This window comes from Ornithinibacillus halophilus, assembly GCF_900129485.1.
GTDB classification, from domain to species: Bacteria; Bacillota; Bacilli; order Bacillales; family Amphibacillaceae; genus Ornithinibacillus; species Ornithinibacillus halophilus.
Genome location: NZ_FQVW01000001.1, coordinates 1 through 15948 on the forward strand (window position 1 = coordinate 1; position 15948 = coordinate 15948).

At 34.3% G+C, this 15948-nt stretch carries 18 protein-coding genes; 11 read left to right on the top strand and 7 right to left on the bottom strand.

Annotated features, from left to right (window positions below; all coding sequences use genetic code 11):
• Positions 1-315: 315 nt before the first annotated feature.
• Entirely contained in the window at positions 316-1848 is a 1533-nt protein-coding gene (locus BUB12_RS00005) for a glycine betaine uptake BCCT transporter (protein ID WP_072886692.1), read from the bottom strand.
• 173 nt (positions 1849-2021) lie between these two features.
• Between BUB12_RS00005 and BUB12_RS00010 the strand changes: the two genes are divergently transcribed.
• From BUB12_RS00010 to BUB12_RS00025, 4 genes are all read left to right on the top strand, one after another.
• On the top strand, positions 2022-2927 hold the full coding sequence (locus BUB12_RS00010; RefSeq protein WP_072886695.1) for a polysaccharide deacetylase family protein: 906 nt from the start codon (positions 2022-2024) through the stop codon (positions 2925-2927).
• Between the two features lie 225 nt (positions 2928-3152).
• Positions 3153-3263: a GapA-binding peptide SR1P gene (locus BUB12_RS00015; protein ID WP_072886696.1), complete on the top strand. Its 111-nt coding sequence runs from the start codon at positions 3153-3155 to the stop codon at positions 3261-3263.
• Between the two features lie 171 nt (positions 3264-3434).
• Positions 3435-4394 (top strand): NAD(P)H-dependent flavin oxidoreductase, encoded by a 960-nt coding sequence (locus BUB12_RS00020; protein ID WP_072886698.1) that lies wholly within the window; start codon positions 3435-3437, stop codon positions 4392-4394.
• 9 nt (positions 4395-4403) lie between these two features.
• Complete coding sequence (locus tag BUB12_RS00025; RefSeq protein WP_072886700.1) at positions 4404-4676, top strand: UPF0223 family protein; 273 nt, start codon at positions 4404-4406, stop codon at positions 4674-4676.
• Between the two features lie 57 nt (positions 4677-4733).
• Here BUB12_RS00025 and BUB12_RS00030 read toward each other — a convergent pair whose 3' ends face one another.
• Positions 4734-5351: a YktB family protein gene (locus BUB12_RS00030; RefSeq protein ID WP_072886702.1), complete on the bottom strand. Its 618-nt coding sequence runs from the start codon at positions 5349-5351 to the stop codon at positions 4734-4736.
• Between the two features lie 186 nt (positions 5352-5537).
• Between BUB12_RS00030 and BUB12_RS00035 the strand changes: the two genes are divergently transcribed.
• Both BUB12_RS00035 and BUB12_RS00040 read left to right on the top strand, forming a co-directional pair.
• The gene (locus BUB12_RS00035) at positions 5538-5735 is read left to right on the top strand and encodes a hypothetical protein (RefSeq protein WP_072886704.1); all 198 of its coding nucleotides are present in this window, start codon (positions 5538-5540) and stop codon (positions 5733-5735) included.
• Between the two features lie 154 nt (positions 5736-5889).
• Positions 5890-6699 carry an inositol monophosphatase family protein gene (locus BUB12_RS00040; protein ID WP_072886706.1) on the top strand — a complete coding sequence of 270 codons (810 nt, stop codon included), beginning with the start codon at positions 5890-5892 and terminating at the stop codon, positions 6697-6699.
• 7 nt (positions 6700-6706) lie between these two features.
• Here BUB12_RS00040 and BUB12_RS17590 read toward each other — a convergent pair whose 3' ends face one another.
• Positions 6707-6877, bottom strand: a complete 171-nt coding sequence (locus BUB12_RS17590; RefSeq protein ID WP_159431543.1) for a DUF5325 family protein — start codon at positions 6875-6877, stop codon at positions 6707-6709.
• A gap of 144 nt (positions 6878-7021) precedes the next feature.
• On the opposite strand from BUB12_RS17590, the gene BUB12_RS00045 reads away from it, so the two are divergent.
• A complete protein-coding gene (locus BUB12_RS00045; protein ID WP_072886708.1) occupies positions 7022-7330 on the top strand; it encodes a YlaH-like family protein in 309 nt (102 codons plus the stop codon).
• Positions 7331-7371: 41 nt separating this feature from the next.
• On the opposite strand, the gene BUB12_RS00050 is transcribed toward BUB12_RS00045, so the two are convergent.
• A complete protein-coding gene (locus BUB12_RS00050; protein WP_072886710.1) occupies positions 7372-7575 on the bottom strand; it encodes a YlaI family protein in 204 nt (67 codons plus the stop codon).
• 123 nt (positions 7576-7698) lie between these two features.
• On the opposite strand from BUB12_RS00050, the gene BUB12_RS00055 reads away from it, so the two are divergent.
• The gene (locus BUB12_RS00055; RefSeq protein WP_072886712.1) at positions 7699-7980 is read left to right on the top strand and encodes a hypothetical protein; all 282 of its coding nucleotides are present in this window, start codon (positions 7699-7701) and stop codon (positions 7978-7980) included.
• A 57-nt stretch (positions 7981-8037) separates the two neighbouring features.
• Here BUB12_RS00055 and BUB12_RS00060 read toward each other — a convergent pair whose 3' ends face one another.
• Both BUB12_RS00060 and BUB12_RS00065 read right to left on the bottom strand, forming a co-directional pair.
• The gene (locus BUB12_RS00060) at positions 8038-8646 is read right to left on the bottom strand and encodes a YhcN/YlaJ family sporulation lipoprotein (RefSeq protein WP_072886713.1); all 609 of its coding nucleotides are present in this window, start codon (positions 8644-8646) and stop codon (positions 8038-8040) included.
• Positions 8647-8773: 127 nt separating this feature from the next.
• A complete protein-coding gene (locus BUB12_RS00065) occupies positions 8774-9256 on the bottom strand; it encodes a molybdopterin-binding protein (protein WP_072886715.1) in 483 nt (160 codons plus the stop codon).
• A 223-nt stretch (positions 9257-9479) separates the two neighbouring features.
• On the opposite strand from BUB12_RS00065, the gene BUB12_RS00070 reads away from it, so the two are divergent.
• The 3 genes from BUB12_RS00070 (at position 9480) to pyc (ending at position 14644) form a co-directional block, all read left to right on the top strand.
• Positions 9480-9761, top strand: coding sequence for an Fpa/YlaN family protein (locus BUB12_RS00070; RefSeq protein WP_072886717.1), 282 nt, complete (start codon positions 9480-9482; stop codon positions 9759-9761).
• Positions 9762-10025: 264 nt separating this feature from the next.
• Positions 10026-11213 (top strand): putative lipid II flippase FtsW, encoded by a 1188-nt coding sequence (ftsW, locus tag BUB12_RS00075; RefSeq protein ID WP_072886719.1) that lies wholly within the window; start codon positions 10026-10028, stop codon positions 11211-11213.
• Entirely contained in the window at positions 11201-14644 is a 3444-nt protein-coding gene (gene pyc / locus BUB12_RS00080) for a pyruvate carboxylase (RefSeq protein ID WP_072886721.1), read from the top strand. Before ftsW ends, pyc begins: the two co-directional genes overlap by 13 nt.
• A 48-nt stretch (positions 14645-14692) precedes the next feature.
• Here the strand turns inward: pyc and BUB12_RS00085 are convergent, their stop codons facing one another.
• Complete coding sequence (locus tag BUB12_RS00085) at positions 14693-15649, bottom strand: COX15/CtaA family protein (RefSeq protein ID WP_072886723.1); 957 nt, start codon at positions 15647-15649, stop codon at positions 14693-14695.
• Positions 15650-15948 lie beyond the last annotated feature (299 nt).

Here is a 15948-nt window from a genome sequence, read left to right on the forward strand (position 1 = left end):
ATATCTAAATAAAGCTGTTGGGTATAGTTTAGAAAGTTACCTTTCAGATATGAAAAAGAAGTCTAAACGGAAAACAAGAAGCGCAATAAGAAGAGCAAAAGAAAAAGGCGAGGAATATTTTACTCCTCACCGACTCCAAAAGATGCAAAATGCCTGGAACGCATCTACTTGATAATCATTGTAACATATTGGTAAGCCGTATGCCTTAATAAGGCACGTACGGTTTGATAAGGGGGAAGCCATGAGAGTGGTTTCCCTACTTTATTGTAATAAACAGATTCAATGTAAGTTCCTTATTTAAATACTTAATAAAAATTATAATCGAGCTTTTTTCCTCATTTCAATCTCTTTAACTTCTTGTCTAAATGATTTAATGAGGGATATTACGACTAAAATCATAATAATGGCAAAGGGGAATGCAGCGATTATGGATGCGGTTTGTAATGCACCCAACCCACCTTGCCAGAGTAAGACTGCTGCTGCACTTGATTGAATGACGCCCCACACTAATTTAACGATATTAGGTGGGTATAAACTTCCACCTGTGGTTTGCATCCCTAACACGAAGGTTGCAGAATCAGCAGATGTAATGAAGAATGTGCTGATTAACAAAATAGCTATGATTGACATGAAGGTACCCAGTGGGAATTGTTCTAAAACAGCAAATAATGCAGCTTCTTCACCTAGGTCGTCAATGTATTGGATTATATTTGTTCCTTCGTAATAATCAAGGCTTATAGCCGAGCCACCAAATACGGAAAACCAGAGTGCACCAAATATCGTTGGTACCAAAAGAACTCCAACAACAAATTCTCTAATGGTTCTTCCACGTGAAACTCTAGCGATAAATGTACCTACAAACGGTGCCCAAGCAATCCACCAAGCCCAATAAAAAATAGTCCATCCCTGTGTCCATGCAAGACTGTCTTCTTGAAATGGTGTCATTCTTAAGCTCATTGCTGGCAGGTTTTCAATATAGGAACCTAAAGTTGTAGTAAATATATTCATGATAAAGTTTGTTGGTCCAAGAAAGAGCAGAAATAACATGAGACTTATCGCAAGAACAATATTCGTATTACTTAAGTACTTAATCCCTTTATTTAAACCAGTCATTGCTGAAATCATGTAAAGTATGGTAACAATAATAATTAAAGTAAGTTGTAAGGTGAATGTTTGTTCAAAACCAAAGACAAACGATAATCCACCACTAATTTGGATAGCTCCAAATCCTAAAGAAGTTGCTACACCAAAAACGGTAGCAAATACTACGATAAAATCGACTAATGTACCCCAAGCGCCTTTTACTCGTTTTTCTCCTAGAACAGGTTCTAAAATGGCACTCACTACACCTGGTGATTGTTTTCTAAATTTAAAATAAGCCAAGGCCAGAGCTAAAACTGCGTATACCGCCCAAGGATGGAATCCCCAATGGAAAATACTATATTGTAATGCAGCTCTAGCAGCTTCGTTAGAACCCCCTTCACCATAAGGTGGATCGTAAAAGTGAGATAAAGGTTCAGCCGCCCCCCAGAATACTAAACCAATCCCCATACCGGCACTAAATAGCATCGCAAACCAAGTGATATAATTATATTCTGGCTCATCACCTGGTCGACCCAATTTAATTTTTCCGTATTTTGATACGATTAAATATATCGCAAATACTAGAAATATAGTAGTCGTTAATAAGTAAAACCAACCAAACTTTTCGACTAGAAATGATTGAATGGTACTAGTTACATGGTCCAAGTTTCCATTTGGTAAAACGGATTCAGGAATAACTCCCCAAATAATAAACAATAAAGCAACAATTGCTGAAATATAAAACACTTTAGTAACACGTTGCATAGTTCCAATCCTTTCACATGTGAGATTCATACCGTATACTATTATTTACTGTTTCCTTATTATGTTATCCGATTCGACAGAATTCATGATTCTTTTCTATAAAGGCTTGTCAACCCTACGATGGTGAATTAAACTTAAATTAGACAGAAAAAAGTACCTCAGGAGGAATCAGAATGAAAAAAATAATAATGATAGGTATGTTTTTAATTTTTACTTCAATTATTGCTAGCTGTAGTGAAACAGAGAAATCCGAAGAAAATACTAATAACGAAAATATTAATACTGAAGAAGATAGTAATGAAGCAAATGAAAATTCCGTTAATGAGATAGAAGAGAATAATGAGAATGATAATAATGATACTGATAATGAGTCATCCATTGAAGAGGAAGAACAGGAAGAAGTTATAGAACCTAAATATTATATCTCTGAAAATTGGTCTGTGACCCCAATTGACGATAGTGCGAATGAAAATGTTGTCTTATTAACTATCGATGATGCTCCAGATCAACACGCAGTAGATATGGCAAAAACGTTGAAAGAACTAGATGCAAGTGCTATTTTCTTTGTAAATGGTCATTTTCTAGATACCCCAGAGGAACGAGAGGCCTTAAAAGAAATCCATGAAATGGGTTTTCCGATTGGGAACCATACGTATAGCCATATAAATTTATCTACTATTTCTGAAGGTGATGAAGCAAAACACATAGAAGAGATTGTAGAATTAAATGACCTTATTGAAGAGATTATCGGTGAGAGACCTAAGTTCTTCAGGGCACCACATGGAGTTAATACAGATTACTCTAAGGAACTGGTTAAACAAGAGGGTATGGTTTTAATGAATTGGACGTATGGGTATGATTATTTTAAACCGTACATGGATGCAGATAAATTGGCTGAAGCGATGATAACTGGAGAAGGTCCAGAAGTTGATGTTCCATATTCCTTATTAAAGCCTGGGGCAAACTTGCTAATGCATGATCGTGAATGGACTGCAGAGGCTTTAGATGATATTGTAATTGGGTTGCGTGAGCAAGGATATGAGATTGTAGATCCTGCATTAATACAGACAATAGAATAAAACGTTGAGCTTGGGCAAAGCTAAAGGATTTTTAGTAAAACAGAACAATAGTCTAATCTAGCGAAGTATATTTCCGGAGTGGGATATACTAACAAACCCTCTTTTGTTCAAAGATAAGAATGTCACAAATTAATTAATAATGACATACTATTTAGTATTGAAACTTTTAATGTGACATATTATAATGAAATTAATCATTATAATAAACAAAAGGGGATGGACAATGTGGGGACTATTGTTTGCCAAGACTGCCAAGAAGTAATTGAACATTATGAAGAGGAAAAAGTAACAACTCTTTACGGTACATGTCCTAGTTGTAACTCAAATAATAGATAATAAACTAAGCCATCACTATTTTAAGTAGTGGTGGTTTTTTTGTGATGAGATTGGATGTTAAGGTGTACTTAAGCTTTTTAAAGTTGAACGTTTGTTCCCATATCGAAATATTAGCCAAATGAAAAACAGGGTGATAGGATAAAAGTAAAGCCAACAAAGGGGAAGATATGCATGAAATGGAATACAAAAGTAACAGAATTATTAGGTATAAAATATCCAATTATTCAAGGTGGATTAGCGCATCTTGCATATGCTGATTTAGCTGCAGCTGTTTCTAATGCAGGTGGACTTGGTCAAATAACAGCAATGAGCTTAGAAAATGAAGAACAGTTAAGACAAGAAATTAAACGCGTTAGAGAATTAACTGACAAGCCGTTTGGAGTCAATTATGCAATTGGTCAGCATGGTCGACCATATGAACATATGGTTCAAGTAGCAATTGATGAAAAAGTACCTGCCATTTCAGTAACAGGTGGAAATCCTAAAGGAGTCTTAGAAATGGTTCAAGGGCATGGAATAAAAACATTAGTCCTTGTGGCAGCAAGAAGACAAGCAGAAAAAGCTGAAGAATTGGGAGCAGATGCAGTTATGGTTGTCGGTCAAGAAGGTGGAGGTCATCTTGGACGTGGTGATACAGGTACTCTCGTATTGACGCCACAAGTTGTTGATCATGTTTCCATACCGGTCATTTCCTCTGGTGGGATTGTAGATGGTAGAGGATTAATGGCATCATTAGCATTAGGGGCAGAGGGAATTGAAATGGGTACACGTTTTATTGCAACACAAGAATGTGTGCATGCTCATGATTCTTATAAGAAAGCGATTCTGGAAGCTGATGAAAACTCTACAGTAGTAATTAAACGGTCACTTGGGACTCCAGCTAGAGCGTTAGCTAACAATTGGACAGACGAAATATTAGAAATTGAAAAACATAATGGTGGATATGAATCGTTAAAAACATATATTAGTGGGGATGCTAATAAGCAGTATGTACATAAAGGTGATCAAGAAAGTGGATATGGCTGGGCTGGACAAGGTGCTGCACGTATAAACAATATTCCAACGGTCAAAGATCTTTTTGATTCTATCTTAACTGAAGCAGAGAATATAAGAAACAAATGGTCTAAATGAGGTGATGTAGTGAGCAATTATCAGTATCCATTCGATTTGGATTGGTCGAAGCAAGAAATAGTTGAGGTCATTCAATTTTTCACCAAAATTGAAAAAGCTTATGAATCAGGTATACAACGAGAAGACTTGTTAAAATCGTATCAAAGGTTTAAGGAAATAGTTCCTTCAAAAAGTGAGGAAAAACAATATTTTCAGGAATTTCAAAAGGAATCTGGCTACTCGAGTTACCATGCTGTAAAAACAGCAAGAGAAGGAAACGAAAAAATTATTAAAATGAAATAAAATAGTAAAGCTGTAATAAAGTTCACTATCCAATACCTTTATTACAGCTTTTTTGTCTTATTTTGCTTGAAGTGCTAGTCGATAAAACGGTAAAAGAGTTTTAAATGTCTGTTTTACTTCGCTAATAAACTTTTCCCCATCTGTTACACGTTCATCATTTGGTTTTAAATGTTGACCAATTAAAAACTCTCCTTTTTTAACATCACGTAATCGTTCAAGATGTCCAGTCTCTAATTTTGTAATAGGTAAAGCATCTTTTTTCATATGATCTAGAGAAACGACATAATTATTAGGAAGTTCGTTAAATTTTTCAAAGTTAGAAAGAAAGGACTTGGCAATCTCTGTTTTATGGTCCGTTTCATATATAAATGCTAGCCATATAAATAAATGGTCATCAAATAAACCAATTTGAAAATGTGGGTGCTTTTTATATCCGCGTTTGTTGTCTGCAATCGCAAGCCATGTATCATTTGGTGGATTCACCGTTCTTCGGGCATGTTTAGCGATATGTAAATATAACTCATTACCTAATTGGGCAGATAAATAATCCGTGATTTCTGAACCAATTTCTTTAAATTTTGGTTGAATTCTTGTTTGAATAGCTTCCATTCTTTCCTCTAGTCCGTCTATATGAAATGTGTTGAAATCTTCTGAAGTAAATCCTTGAAATGTCATTATTACCATCCTCAACTAGTTAAATTTTAATAGTATATCTATATTATTCATCTAATAATAATTATTATTAAATAAAAAATATAATCAGTCAAGCGAACAGTACTTACAACATTGTCCGAAATGAACGGATTTTTTTGTAACTCATATATATAAATAAAAATACTAATATTGTAAGGGGTGAAATAAATGAGATTTGTGATGGAAACATTGAAACGTGATGAAAAATTGGAATTATTACCAGTTATAAAGATGGAAATTGATTATGAACTACTCACATTACATGATGCGATGGAAGAGAATGATACAGTATTGATTATTAAAACAAAAGAACGGTTAAAACTGCTAAGAAAAAAATTATTAGAGATTACGGACGAAAAGGATTAAGATAATATAATATGGTTTAAGCAGAGTGGGGTGAAAACTGTTGCTGATATAGCTACAGAATAATTTCACTCTTTTTTGTGAATCATTCTCTTATATGACGTAATGTACATATTTTGATAGAATAATACAAAAGGACGCATATGGAGGCGACAAAATGGATGCAGATTTAAGAAGTAATTTATTTCAGCAAGCAAAGGATTGGGTAATGGAAGCTGGAGCAAATATTAAAGCCAAAATAGATGATCCTTTAACTATAAACACTAAATCGAATGCTAAAGATTTAGTTACGCATATGGACCAAGAAACAGAACGCTTCTTTCAAACAAAAATCAAAAAGAAATACCCAGATCACTTTCTTCTCAGTGAAGAGGGATATGGAGATAACCTTTCAAATTTGGATGGAATTGTATGGATAATAGATCCAATTGATGGGACGATGAATTTTGTTCAACAAAAAAGGAATTTCGCTATATCGGTTGGGATTTATCTAGATGGGATTGGAGAAATCGGTATAATATACAATGTGATGGATGATGTATTGTACCATGCTATAAGAGGGGAGGGGGCATTCAAAGATGATGTCCGTCTACCAAAACTAAAAGAAAGCCTTACTTTAGAAGAATCAATGATTGGATTAAATCATAATTGGCTATGTAGAAATCGACTAGTAAAAGAGGATACGATGCAACAGCTAGTACGAAAAGTTAGAGGAACAAGGACATATGGTTCAGCTGCGTTAGAATTTGCTTACGTTGCTGAGGGGATAATGGATGGCTACTTAACGATGGGATTAGCTCCGTGGGATGTTGCTGCGGGTATTGTTATCGTAAATGAAGTGGGAGGAGTAACCACTACAATAGATGGTCAATCAGTGAATATGTTAACGACCAATCCTATAATTACATGTAATTCTGAAATTCATTCACAAGTTATCGTGGAATACATAAAAAAAGGGAGGAAATGACAAAGCGTCATCCTCTCTTTCTTTTTAACGATAATCCATAACCCATGACCCCAAAACCAAGTATTGTAAATAGGGAAATTAGCCATATGTTTCTAAAAGCAATAGCAAGTCCAACTAGGAAGAACATTATAATAACTAATATTGCTAATAATAACATTGGAATATTAAAATTTTTCATCATGTCAACACCTCTTGTACAACATTTATTATAAAGTAATTCAGTTACATTTTCAAAATTATTGTTGGATGGCATTTTAAAACTAGCAAGTTTAAGAGAAATTTAGTATGATTAAACAAGAGTTTTGATTAATGGGGGATACATATGGTATTTGACTTTGTAATGGAAAACTTCGGTAAGGAAAACCTCTTTACAATCTTATTTATTGTCAATTATATTTTAGCTGCTATTGCATACAAATTAGGTTTTGCCAAGAAACTTGCCATAATAAAATCAGTAATAGTATATATTTTGCTAGCAATTGGAGTGTTTGTCCTTAATATTATGTTCATTGTATTGCCTGTAGCATGGGCGAAGGATTCACTTCCATTAACCGAAAGTCTAGTTATAATATGTTTAGTACTCGGTATTTATCGACTGCGTTTATACAGACAACGTAAAAAAGCAAGCTAGTTATTCAAACCCCCAACACTTTTGTGTTGGGGGTTCTTGTGTTAAATATATTCATCCTCATTTTTCTTTTCTTCAAATAGCTGAAATTTTCCCGTTGAATGACGAAGGATCGTTTTTTCTTTGATTCGTTCATTACATGGGGTGCATAAATACATATGAATACGTCGATTTCTTAATCGTTTCGCTTGTAAGGAGTCATTATCTATTTCTTCTATTTTATCGCAAATAACACATTTTACTTGCATATTTGTCACCTCAAAATTAACAGGATATGAAATTACTATAACATAATTCGAAATGAATGATGAATATAAATCGATGTTTTACAAAAAAATATACGGGTATAGATAAGTGAGGAAGGTGATGTTTTGAAGAAAAGATATATACTTTCAGCTTTAGGAGTAGGAGCAGCAAGCTATCTCTTAACAAATCCCTCTAGCAGAGACAAGCTAAAAGATATGATACAAGGAATGACAACAGACAATAATTTGGACAACCCTTCTGTTATGGAAAATGCTGGTGAGCCTGATCAATTTACTAATCAAGAAGATTTAGCACAATTAGAAAATGCAAAAATGGTATCTGAAGGCTCGCAATTTGGAGTGCAATATTTTAATAAGGTTAAAAATGACGGTTTTAAAACAGAATAATATGAAGAAGGCTATTCTCAAAGTGGAATAGCCTTCTTCATATCTAACATTTCTACATTAATCTTCACGTTTTTCGCGGTGGTCATTAGATTGGTCATTTTCGATATCGTCTAATTTATCTTCTTCACCATCATCTAGCATTTGTTTATTTTGATCAGGTTGTTCAGGTTGTTCCTCTGGAATTGGGAAATCAGGCATATACCTAGCAACAATAGCTGCAATTTCATCTACAATACCTTGTACTGGGTGACCTTGACGAATTTTATCAGCCATTCCACGTATCCGTTCGTTTACATCTCCATCAGCAACAACTACTGCGGTTTTTCCGTAAGGATCATCTCGTAAAGCTTCCAGAACGGAGAATTTAATTGTACCGACTCTAGAGCGATCCAGGTCTTTATCGACGTCGATTCCAACAACTGCGTATGGTCCAACTACAACAGATACAGCATCATCAACTTCTGGAACGTCACTTGCTACATTAGCTAGATGTGCTGCAATTTGTTCATTAGATAATTCCTTTTTCTCTCGTGGGTCTGAGTTTTTAACATTTATAATTTGATTGTCCTCTTCCTCAGATGGTAATGAATGATCCGTATCATCATTATTTTGACAACCAACGATTAACAAAAAACTTATTAATAAAATACCTAGACGAATATACATAAACACGCCTCCTACTTAATCTTAAAAAGAGAATATTTCTATACCGTTATTTTAAGTAGTAAGAGATAAATTATACTTATAATGAAAAAGAGGTTGCCTTAAATTATTTAAGACAACCTTCTCATATTTATGTAATTACGATATTATTAATAGCTTTTATTGGATTATCCTTATTTGATCCGTCTTTAAAATATAAATGAACTGGACCATCATCTTTAATGGGTTTACCATTAATAGAGAATAATAAATAAGATTGCTCTAATTCTTCTAGTGAAAGAATAACTTCACCGTTTGAAGTTACTAACATTGCTTGTTCTGCATCAGGTTTTATTTCTGCGTGACCAATAAAGTCTTTCACAGGCATTACATATGATTCTGTTAATATTTTCTTTCCTTCTAAACGAGAAATGCTTTTATTAACTGGTGGTTTAATATTTGGTGAAATTTCCGAATCCCAACGTTCAGCTGCCTTTTCTAATTCATTTTCTTCGGTGACTTGTTCATTAGCAGTAAAGGCTTCTTCCAAGATGATTTTTCTGTCATCAAAAATCCAGACAGTGGGATCCATTGTAATTGTATATTGTATTTTTCCAGTGATTGGAACTATCATTTTCTTGCCCCTTTCTTCTGTATCTTCATTAAGGATAGCAGAGAATTATATTTTTTTCACTATATACATATTAATTCACATGTGAAAATCCATGATAATTTTTATGATAATATCGATATTATTTGCATTTTCTAAGGTCAAACGATAATATAATAGTAGAGAGTTTTAATAAAAAGTAGGAACTTAAAGTAAGCTAAGTTTTTAGGTGGAGGGGATATATTTGATGCCAGAGGTAACGATCGATCATCGTGAAAAAGCCTATGCCCTTCTTAAGGCTGATGCTGATAAAATTTTACGGCTCATCGAGGTACAAATTAAGAATTTGACGATGCCACAATGTCCATTATATGAGGAAGTATTAGATACACAAATGTTTGGTCTTTCAAGAGAGATCGATTTTGCTGTGCGTCTGAACCTAGTCGGTGAAGATGAAGGTAAGGCATTACTTGAGAATCTCGAGAAAAAACTTAATGTCTTGCATGAGGCTGCTCAAAAGTCGAGTTAGACAACTTAAATTTTTGTGGATAGAAACAAAAACTTTGCCGTTTATCGGATAGGCAAGGTTTTTTTGTTAGATAAGAATCTAACGTGTAATATCAAGCGATACAAGCAGATTTTTCAAACGACAAAATATAACACACTATTTAAAGTATGTGTTATACTAATTTCATATTCTTCATCTTTAATATAAAGTGGTCTATCCAAAAATACATCATGGAAATAATACATAAAATAATAATCTATTAAACATTTGGGAGAAGAATGAAAGATGAAAAAGAATATAAAATATTTCGATTTCACATTAGTAATAATACCAATCTTACTAGCAGGCTTTGGCGTTGTTATGATTTATAGTGCGAGTATGGTTATTGCGATTGTTGAAGGACTAGAGAGTACTCACTATTTTTATCGGCAACTGATGTGGTTTTTTCTTGGATTGATAGGATTTGTATTTTTCAGTTTTTTTTCTTATAGAAATTACCAACGATTAATAAAAATAGTTATGCTTGGAGTTTTTGCTTTACTTTTAGGTGTTATATTTTTTGGGAATGAAGTAAATAATGCAAAATCCTGGCTTAGTTTTGGCCCAATAGGCATTCAGCCTGCTGAGTTTGCGAAATTGGGTCTAATCATCTATCTCTCAGCAATCTATTCAAAAAAACAATCCTATATTAATGATTTTAATAGGGGAGTTTTACCACCCTTAATAATGACAGGTTTGGTATTAGGCTTAGTAGTAATGCAACCTGATATAGGGACAGCATCGATTATTTTTCTAATCGCATGTTCTGTTATCTTTAGTTCGGGAATTAAATTTAAACATTTATTTATACTAGTTTTTATTGGTTTATTACTTCTTGCAATTGCAGTACCTAGTATGGTAACAGACGAACGTATTGAACGTTTTACCGGGGCCTATCAGCCGTTTGAAGCACCAGATGATGATGGATATCATTTAATCCAATCCTACTTAGCGATAGGTGTTGGGGGGCTAACAGGAGAAGGGTTAGGACAAAGTGTTCAAAAATTAGGGTATCTATATGCGCCGCATAATGATTTTATTATGGCAGTTATTGCTGAAGAACTAGGGTTTATTGGTGTAGTTATAGTAATTGGAATGCTTGCTATTATTGTACTTCGTGGATTATATATATCTTGGAGATGCAAGGATAGTTTTGGTGCATTATTGGCAATTGGAATTTCATCAATGGTAGGACTTCAAGCTTTTATAAATTTAGGTGCTATTAGTGGTATTTTACCTATTACAGGGGTTACTTTGCCTTTTGTGAGTTATGGAGGATCCTCATTGTTAGTACTTATGGCTTCAATGGGAATTTTAAATAATATAGCAATGAATGTAAAAAGACAAGAAAGACAACCGGTTCAAGTTAACGAAGATGATGAACCAATACCAAATAGTTTTCGACATAGAGGAGGAGAACCATGGACAAGTTAACAAAAATAAATAAAGTACTAGTTGCTAATCGTGGGGAAATTGCTATTCGAGTGTTTCGTGCTTGTACAGAGTTAAATATCCGTACAGTTGCTATTTACTCAAAAGAAGATTCGGGATCTTATCATCGCTATAAGGCCGATGAATCCTATTTAATTGGTGAAGGGAAAAAACCAATTGATGCTTATTTAGATATTGAAGGAATTATTGAGTTAGCTAAAAAGGCAAAAGTTGATGCTATTCATCCAGGTTATGGCTTCTTATCAGAAAATATTCAGTTTGCAAAACGATGTGAAGAAGAAGGAATTATCTTTATTGGACCTACTAGTGAGCATTTACATATGTTTGGAGACAAAGTCCGAGCTAGAACTCAAGCCATCAATGCTGGATTACCTGTAATTCCAGGCACAGATGGCCCAGTATCATCAGTTGAAGAAGTAGAAGCATTTGGACAAGAAAATGGATATCCAATTATAATCAAAGCGGCTCTCGGTGGTGGGGGACGTGGAATGAGAATTGTCAGAAATTATAGAAGTTTGAAAGAAAATTTTGATAGAGCAAAATCTGAGGCTAGAGCAGCATTCGGAAGTGATGAAGTTTATGTTGAAAAGCTAATCGAAAACCCTAAACATATAGAGGTGCAAATTGTTGCTGATGAACATGGGAATGTAATTCACCTATTTGAGAGGGATTGTTCCGTGCAACGTAGGCATCAGAAAGTTGTTGAAGTAGCTCCTAGTGTTTCTCTTAGTGAAGAATTGAGAGAAGAGATATGTAATGCAGCTGTAAAATTAATGAAGAATGTTGATTATATTAATGCAGGTACAGTTGAGTTTTTAGTAACAGAAGGTGAGTATTACTTTATTGAAGTTAATCCTCGTATACAAGTAGAACACACGATTACTGAAATGATTACTGGTGTTGATATTGCTCAAACACAAATAAAAATTGCAGATGGACAAAATTTACATGGTGAACAAATTGGAATTCCAGCACAAAACGATATTAAGACAATTGGATATGCGATTCAGTCACGAGTAACGACTGAAGATCCACTTAATAATTTTATGCCAGATACGGGTAAGATTATGGCTTACCGTACAGGTGGTGGCTTTGGAGTTCGACTAGATGCTGGTAATGGATTCCAAGGAGCAGAAATCTCGCCTCATTATGATTCTTTACTAGTAAAGGTATCAACTTGGGCATTGACCTTTGAACAAGCAGCACAAAAGATGGTACGAAACTTAAAAGAATTCAGGATTAGGGGTATTAAGACAAATATTCCTTTCTTAGAGAATGTTATCCGTCATGAGAGTTTTATGTCAGGAGAATATAACACAACATTTATTGATCAAACGCCAGAATTATTTGTTTTTCCTAAACGAAAAGACCGTGGGACAAAAATGTTAAATTATATTGGTCATACTACAGTGAATGGTTTTGAAGGTCTCGATAAGAGAAAAAAACCTGAGTTTTCTAAGATTATAATCCCTAATTATGATTCATTAAAGACACCACCAATTGGAACGAAACAAATATTAGATCAAAAGGGGCCAGAAGGACTATCCAAATGGCTTAAAGAACAGAAAGAGGTAATGTTAACAGATACAACATTTCGTGATGCACACCAATCCTTACTTGCGACTAGGATGCGAACAAAGGACTTGGTAGAAATAGCAGAACCTACTGCACATTTATTACCTAATCTATTTTCTGTTGAAATGTGGGGAGGAGCAACTTTTGATGTAGCATACCGATTCTTAAAAGAAGACCCATGGGAAAGACTCTTAAAATTAAGAAAGAAAATGCCAAATGTACTTTTCCAAATGTTATTGAGAGCAAGTAATGCAGTAGGGTATAAAAACTATCCTGATAATGTAATCAATCAATTTGTGGAGAAGAGTGCTTCTGCTGGAATTGATGTTTATCGAATTTTTGATAGCTTAAATTGGATAGAAGGAATGAAACCAGCTATTGAGGCAGTCCGAAATAATAATAAAATAGCAGAGGCTTCTATTTGTTATACAGGTGACTTACTGGATTCAAGTCGCCCTAAGTATAATTTAGATTATTATAAAAACCTAGCGAAAGAGTTAGAACTAACGGGTGCTCATATTTTAGGAATTAAAGATATGGCAGGGTTATTAAAGCCAGAAGCAGCCTACCAATTAATCACTACTTTGAAAGAAACCATTGATATTCCAATACACCTTCATACTCATGATACTAGTGGTAATGGAATTTATACTTATGCACGTGCTATAGATGCAGGTGTGGATGCTGTTGATGTTGCAAGTGGACCAATGGCTGGTCTTACGTCTCAACCAAGTGCGCAAACCCTATACCATGCTTTAGAAGGTACACCACGTCAACCGAAAATTAATGTTGAATCATATGAACAAATCTCTCATTATTGGGAGGGAGTTCGAGAGTATTATCAAGATTTTGAGAGTGGAATGAAGTCACCGCATACAGAAATTTACTTGCATGAAATGCCAGGTGGACAATATAGTAATTTAAAACAGCAAGCAAAAGCAGTAGGCCTTGAAAATCGCTGGAATGAAGTCAAGTCGATGTTCCGTCAAGTTAACGATATGTTTGGAGATATTGTTAAGGTAACACCTTCATCAAAAGTTGTTGGAGATATGACGCTCTTTATGGTGCAAAATAATTTAACTGAGGATGACATTTATGAAAGAGGAGAGAGTATTGATTTCCCTGACTCTGTTATTGAATTAGCTGAGGGATTACTAGGACAACCGTATCAGGGCTTTCCTCAAGAATTACAGCGTATTATTTTGAAGGGAAAAGAACCAATTACCGTTCGACCAGGAGAATTAATGGAGCCCGTTGATTTTAATCAACTTAGTGAGATGCTTTTTAAAAAATTAGATCGCCAGGTTACTAGTTTTGATATGATTGCTTATGCATTATATCCAAAAGTATTCATGGATTACCACAAGTTCTACCAACAATATGGTGATATTTCTGTGTTAGATACTCCAACTTTCTTCTACGGTATGAAGATAGGAGAAGAGATTGAAGTAGAAATTGAACAGGGGAAGACGTTAATAGTTAAGTTGGTGTCCATATCACAGCCACACAAGGATGGAACAAGAGTTATCTACTTTGAGTTAAACGGTCAGTCTCGTGAAGTTGTAGTTAAAGATGAGAATGTTCAATCTCAAGTTACAACTAGACAAAAAGTGGATCCTTCTAATAAGAAACAAATTGGTGCGACGATGCCCGGTACAGTTTTAAATGTAACGTGCGAAAAAGGTCAAAAGGTTGAAAAAGGAGATCACTTATTAATTACGGAAGCAATGAAAATGGAAACTACTGTTCAGGCTCCATTTGCTGGTGTGATTAAAGAAATTCATGTAAAAGATGAGGAACCAATCAATGTGAATGATCTACTATTAGAATTTGAATAATGAAATATAAAAAAGAGTGCTGATCTTGTGATTCAGCACTCTTTTTATTTACCCTTGCACTATATTTTTATTATTGTTTACGCCATTGTTTTTCTTTTCCATTGCAGCACTTCTGGAAGATAATAGAATAAAGTAACTAAGCATTCCGAAATAACATGTAATGACAAGTGCGTGCATCAAGGCAACGCCTAGGTTTAAGATAGTAAAGATAATCATTGCACCAAAGAAAACTTGTAAACTAATTAAACTAACCGTAACAATCCATCCCCAATACATTACACGACTGTGACGGTAGTTTTTAATCATTTGAATGAACAGTATGACTGTCCAAATAAATAGTATTCCAGCTGCTAGACGATGTCCCATCTGTACCCATTGTTCAAAACTATATTCTGAAAAGGCTAGCGGGGAACTATTTGTACAAAATGGCCAATCGCCACATACTAAATTAGCATTAATATGTCTTACGAGAGCACCAGTATATACTACAATCATCGTATAAATGCTTAATGCATAAATGTGCAGACGATGGCTTTTCTTTATAAATAGTGAAGAAGCATCAAATTTCTTATCGATTTCAAAAATTAGTAGCATAAGTAAAAATACAGATGCAAACGAAATTAAAGAAATTCCGAAGTGCAATGCTAAAACGAAGTCTGATTGTCCCCACATTACAGCTGCAGCACCGATCAATCCTTGTAAGACTAAAAAGAAGATTGATAAGAAAGATAGAAATTTGACTTCACGTATATGACCAATATGTTTCCAGGCAAAATAGGAGAGTAAGAGAACGACAATACCTACGATTCCAGACACTAATCGGTGACTTAGTTCTATAACAAGCTCTGGTGAGATATCTGACGGGATCAATTGACCATGGCATAATGGCCAACTATCTCCACAACCATCTCCTGAGTCTGTCTTTGTTACAAGTGCACCACCTATCAATATAAAGGTCATTCCTATAGTGGCTACGACTGATAGCCATTTAAGTATTTTTATCATTATTATTTATCCTCGCTTCTTGTTGATGTTTAATAAATTATAGTAGAATCACTGAAGGGTATAAATCATTGGAGAATATTTATTCCTCTCAATTCGTATATAAAACATAGTTTGTATTAATTTAGTTAAATTAAAGACTCTCTGAGAATAAGGGGATAACATTTCAGAAATAAATAGTTTTAACTATAATGATAATAATAATATTAGCTCCTTCAATAAATCAATTATTTAAGGAGAAAAAGTGACAAATGACACACAATTGTTATATTATCATGATTTTACACTATATTCACGTTAAA

What these genes read in the sequence shown, in the direction of transcription:
- BUB12_RS00005 (WP_072886692.1), bottom strand. Translation starts at nt 1,848, where the DNA reads ATGCAACGTGTTACTAAAGTGTTTTATATTTCAGCAATTGTTGCTTTA.
- BUB12_RS00010 (WP_072886695.1), top strand. Translation starts at nt 2,022, where the DNA reads ATGAAAAAAATAATAATGATAGGTATGTTTTTAATTTTTACTTCAATT.
- BUB12_RS00020 (WP_072886698.1), top strand. Translation starts at nt 3,435, where the DNA reads ATGAAATGGAATACAAAAGTAACAGAATTATTAGGTATAAAATATCCA.
- BUB12_RS00030 (WP_072886702.1), bottom strand. Translation starts at nt 5,351, where the DNA reads ATGACATTTCAAGGATTTACTTCAGAAGATTTCAACACATTTCATATA.
- BUB12_RS00035 (WP_072886704.1), top strand. Translation starts at nt 5,538, where the DNA reads ATGAGATTTGTGATGGAAACATTGAAACGTGATGAAAAATTGGAATTA.
- BUB12_RS00040 (WP_072886706.1), top strand. Translation starts at nt 5,890, where the DNA reads ATGGATGCAGATTTAAGAAGTAATTTATTTCAGCAAGCAAAGGATTGG.
- BUB12_RS17590 (WP_159431543.1), bottom strand. Translation starts at nt 6,877, where the DNA reads ATGAAAAATTTTAATATTCCAATGTTATTATTAGCAATATTAGTTATT.
- BUB12_RS00045 (WP_072886708.1), top strand. Translation starts at nt 7,022, where the DNA reads ATGGTATTTGACTTTGTAATGGAAAACTTCGGTAAGGAAAACCTCTTT.
- BUB12_RS00050 (WP_072886710.1), bottom strand. Translation starts at nt 7,575, where the DNA reads ATGCAAGTAAAATGTGTTATTTGCGATAAAATAGAAGAAATAGATAAT.
- BUB12_RS00060 (WP_072886713.1), bottom strand. Translation starts at nt 8,646, where the DNA reads ATGTATATTCGTCTAGGTATTTTATTAATAAGTTTTTTGTTAATCGTT.
- BUB12_RS00065 (WP_072886715.1), bottom strand. Translation starts at nt 9,256, where the DNA reads ATGATAGTTCCAATCACTGGAAAAATACAATATACAATTACAATGGAT.
- BUB12_RS00070 (WP_072886717.1), top strand. Translation starts at nt 9,480, where the DNA reads ATGCCAGAGGTAACGATCGATCATCGTGAAAAAGCCTATGCCCTTCTT.
- ftsW (WP_072886719.1), top strand. Translation starts at nt 10,026, where the DNA reads ATGAAAAAGAATATAAAATATTTCGATTTCACATTAGTAATAATACCA.
- pyc (WP_072886721.1), top strand. Translation starts at nt 11,201, where the DNA reads ATGGACAAGTTAACAAAAATAAATAAAGTACTAGTTGCTAATCGTGGG.
- BUB12_RS00085 (WP_072886723.1), bottom strand. Translation starts at nt 15,649, where the DNA reads ATGATAAAAATACTTAAATGGCTATCAGTCGTAGCCACTATAGGAATG.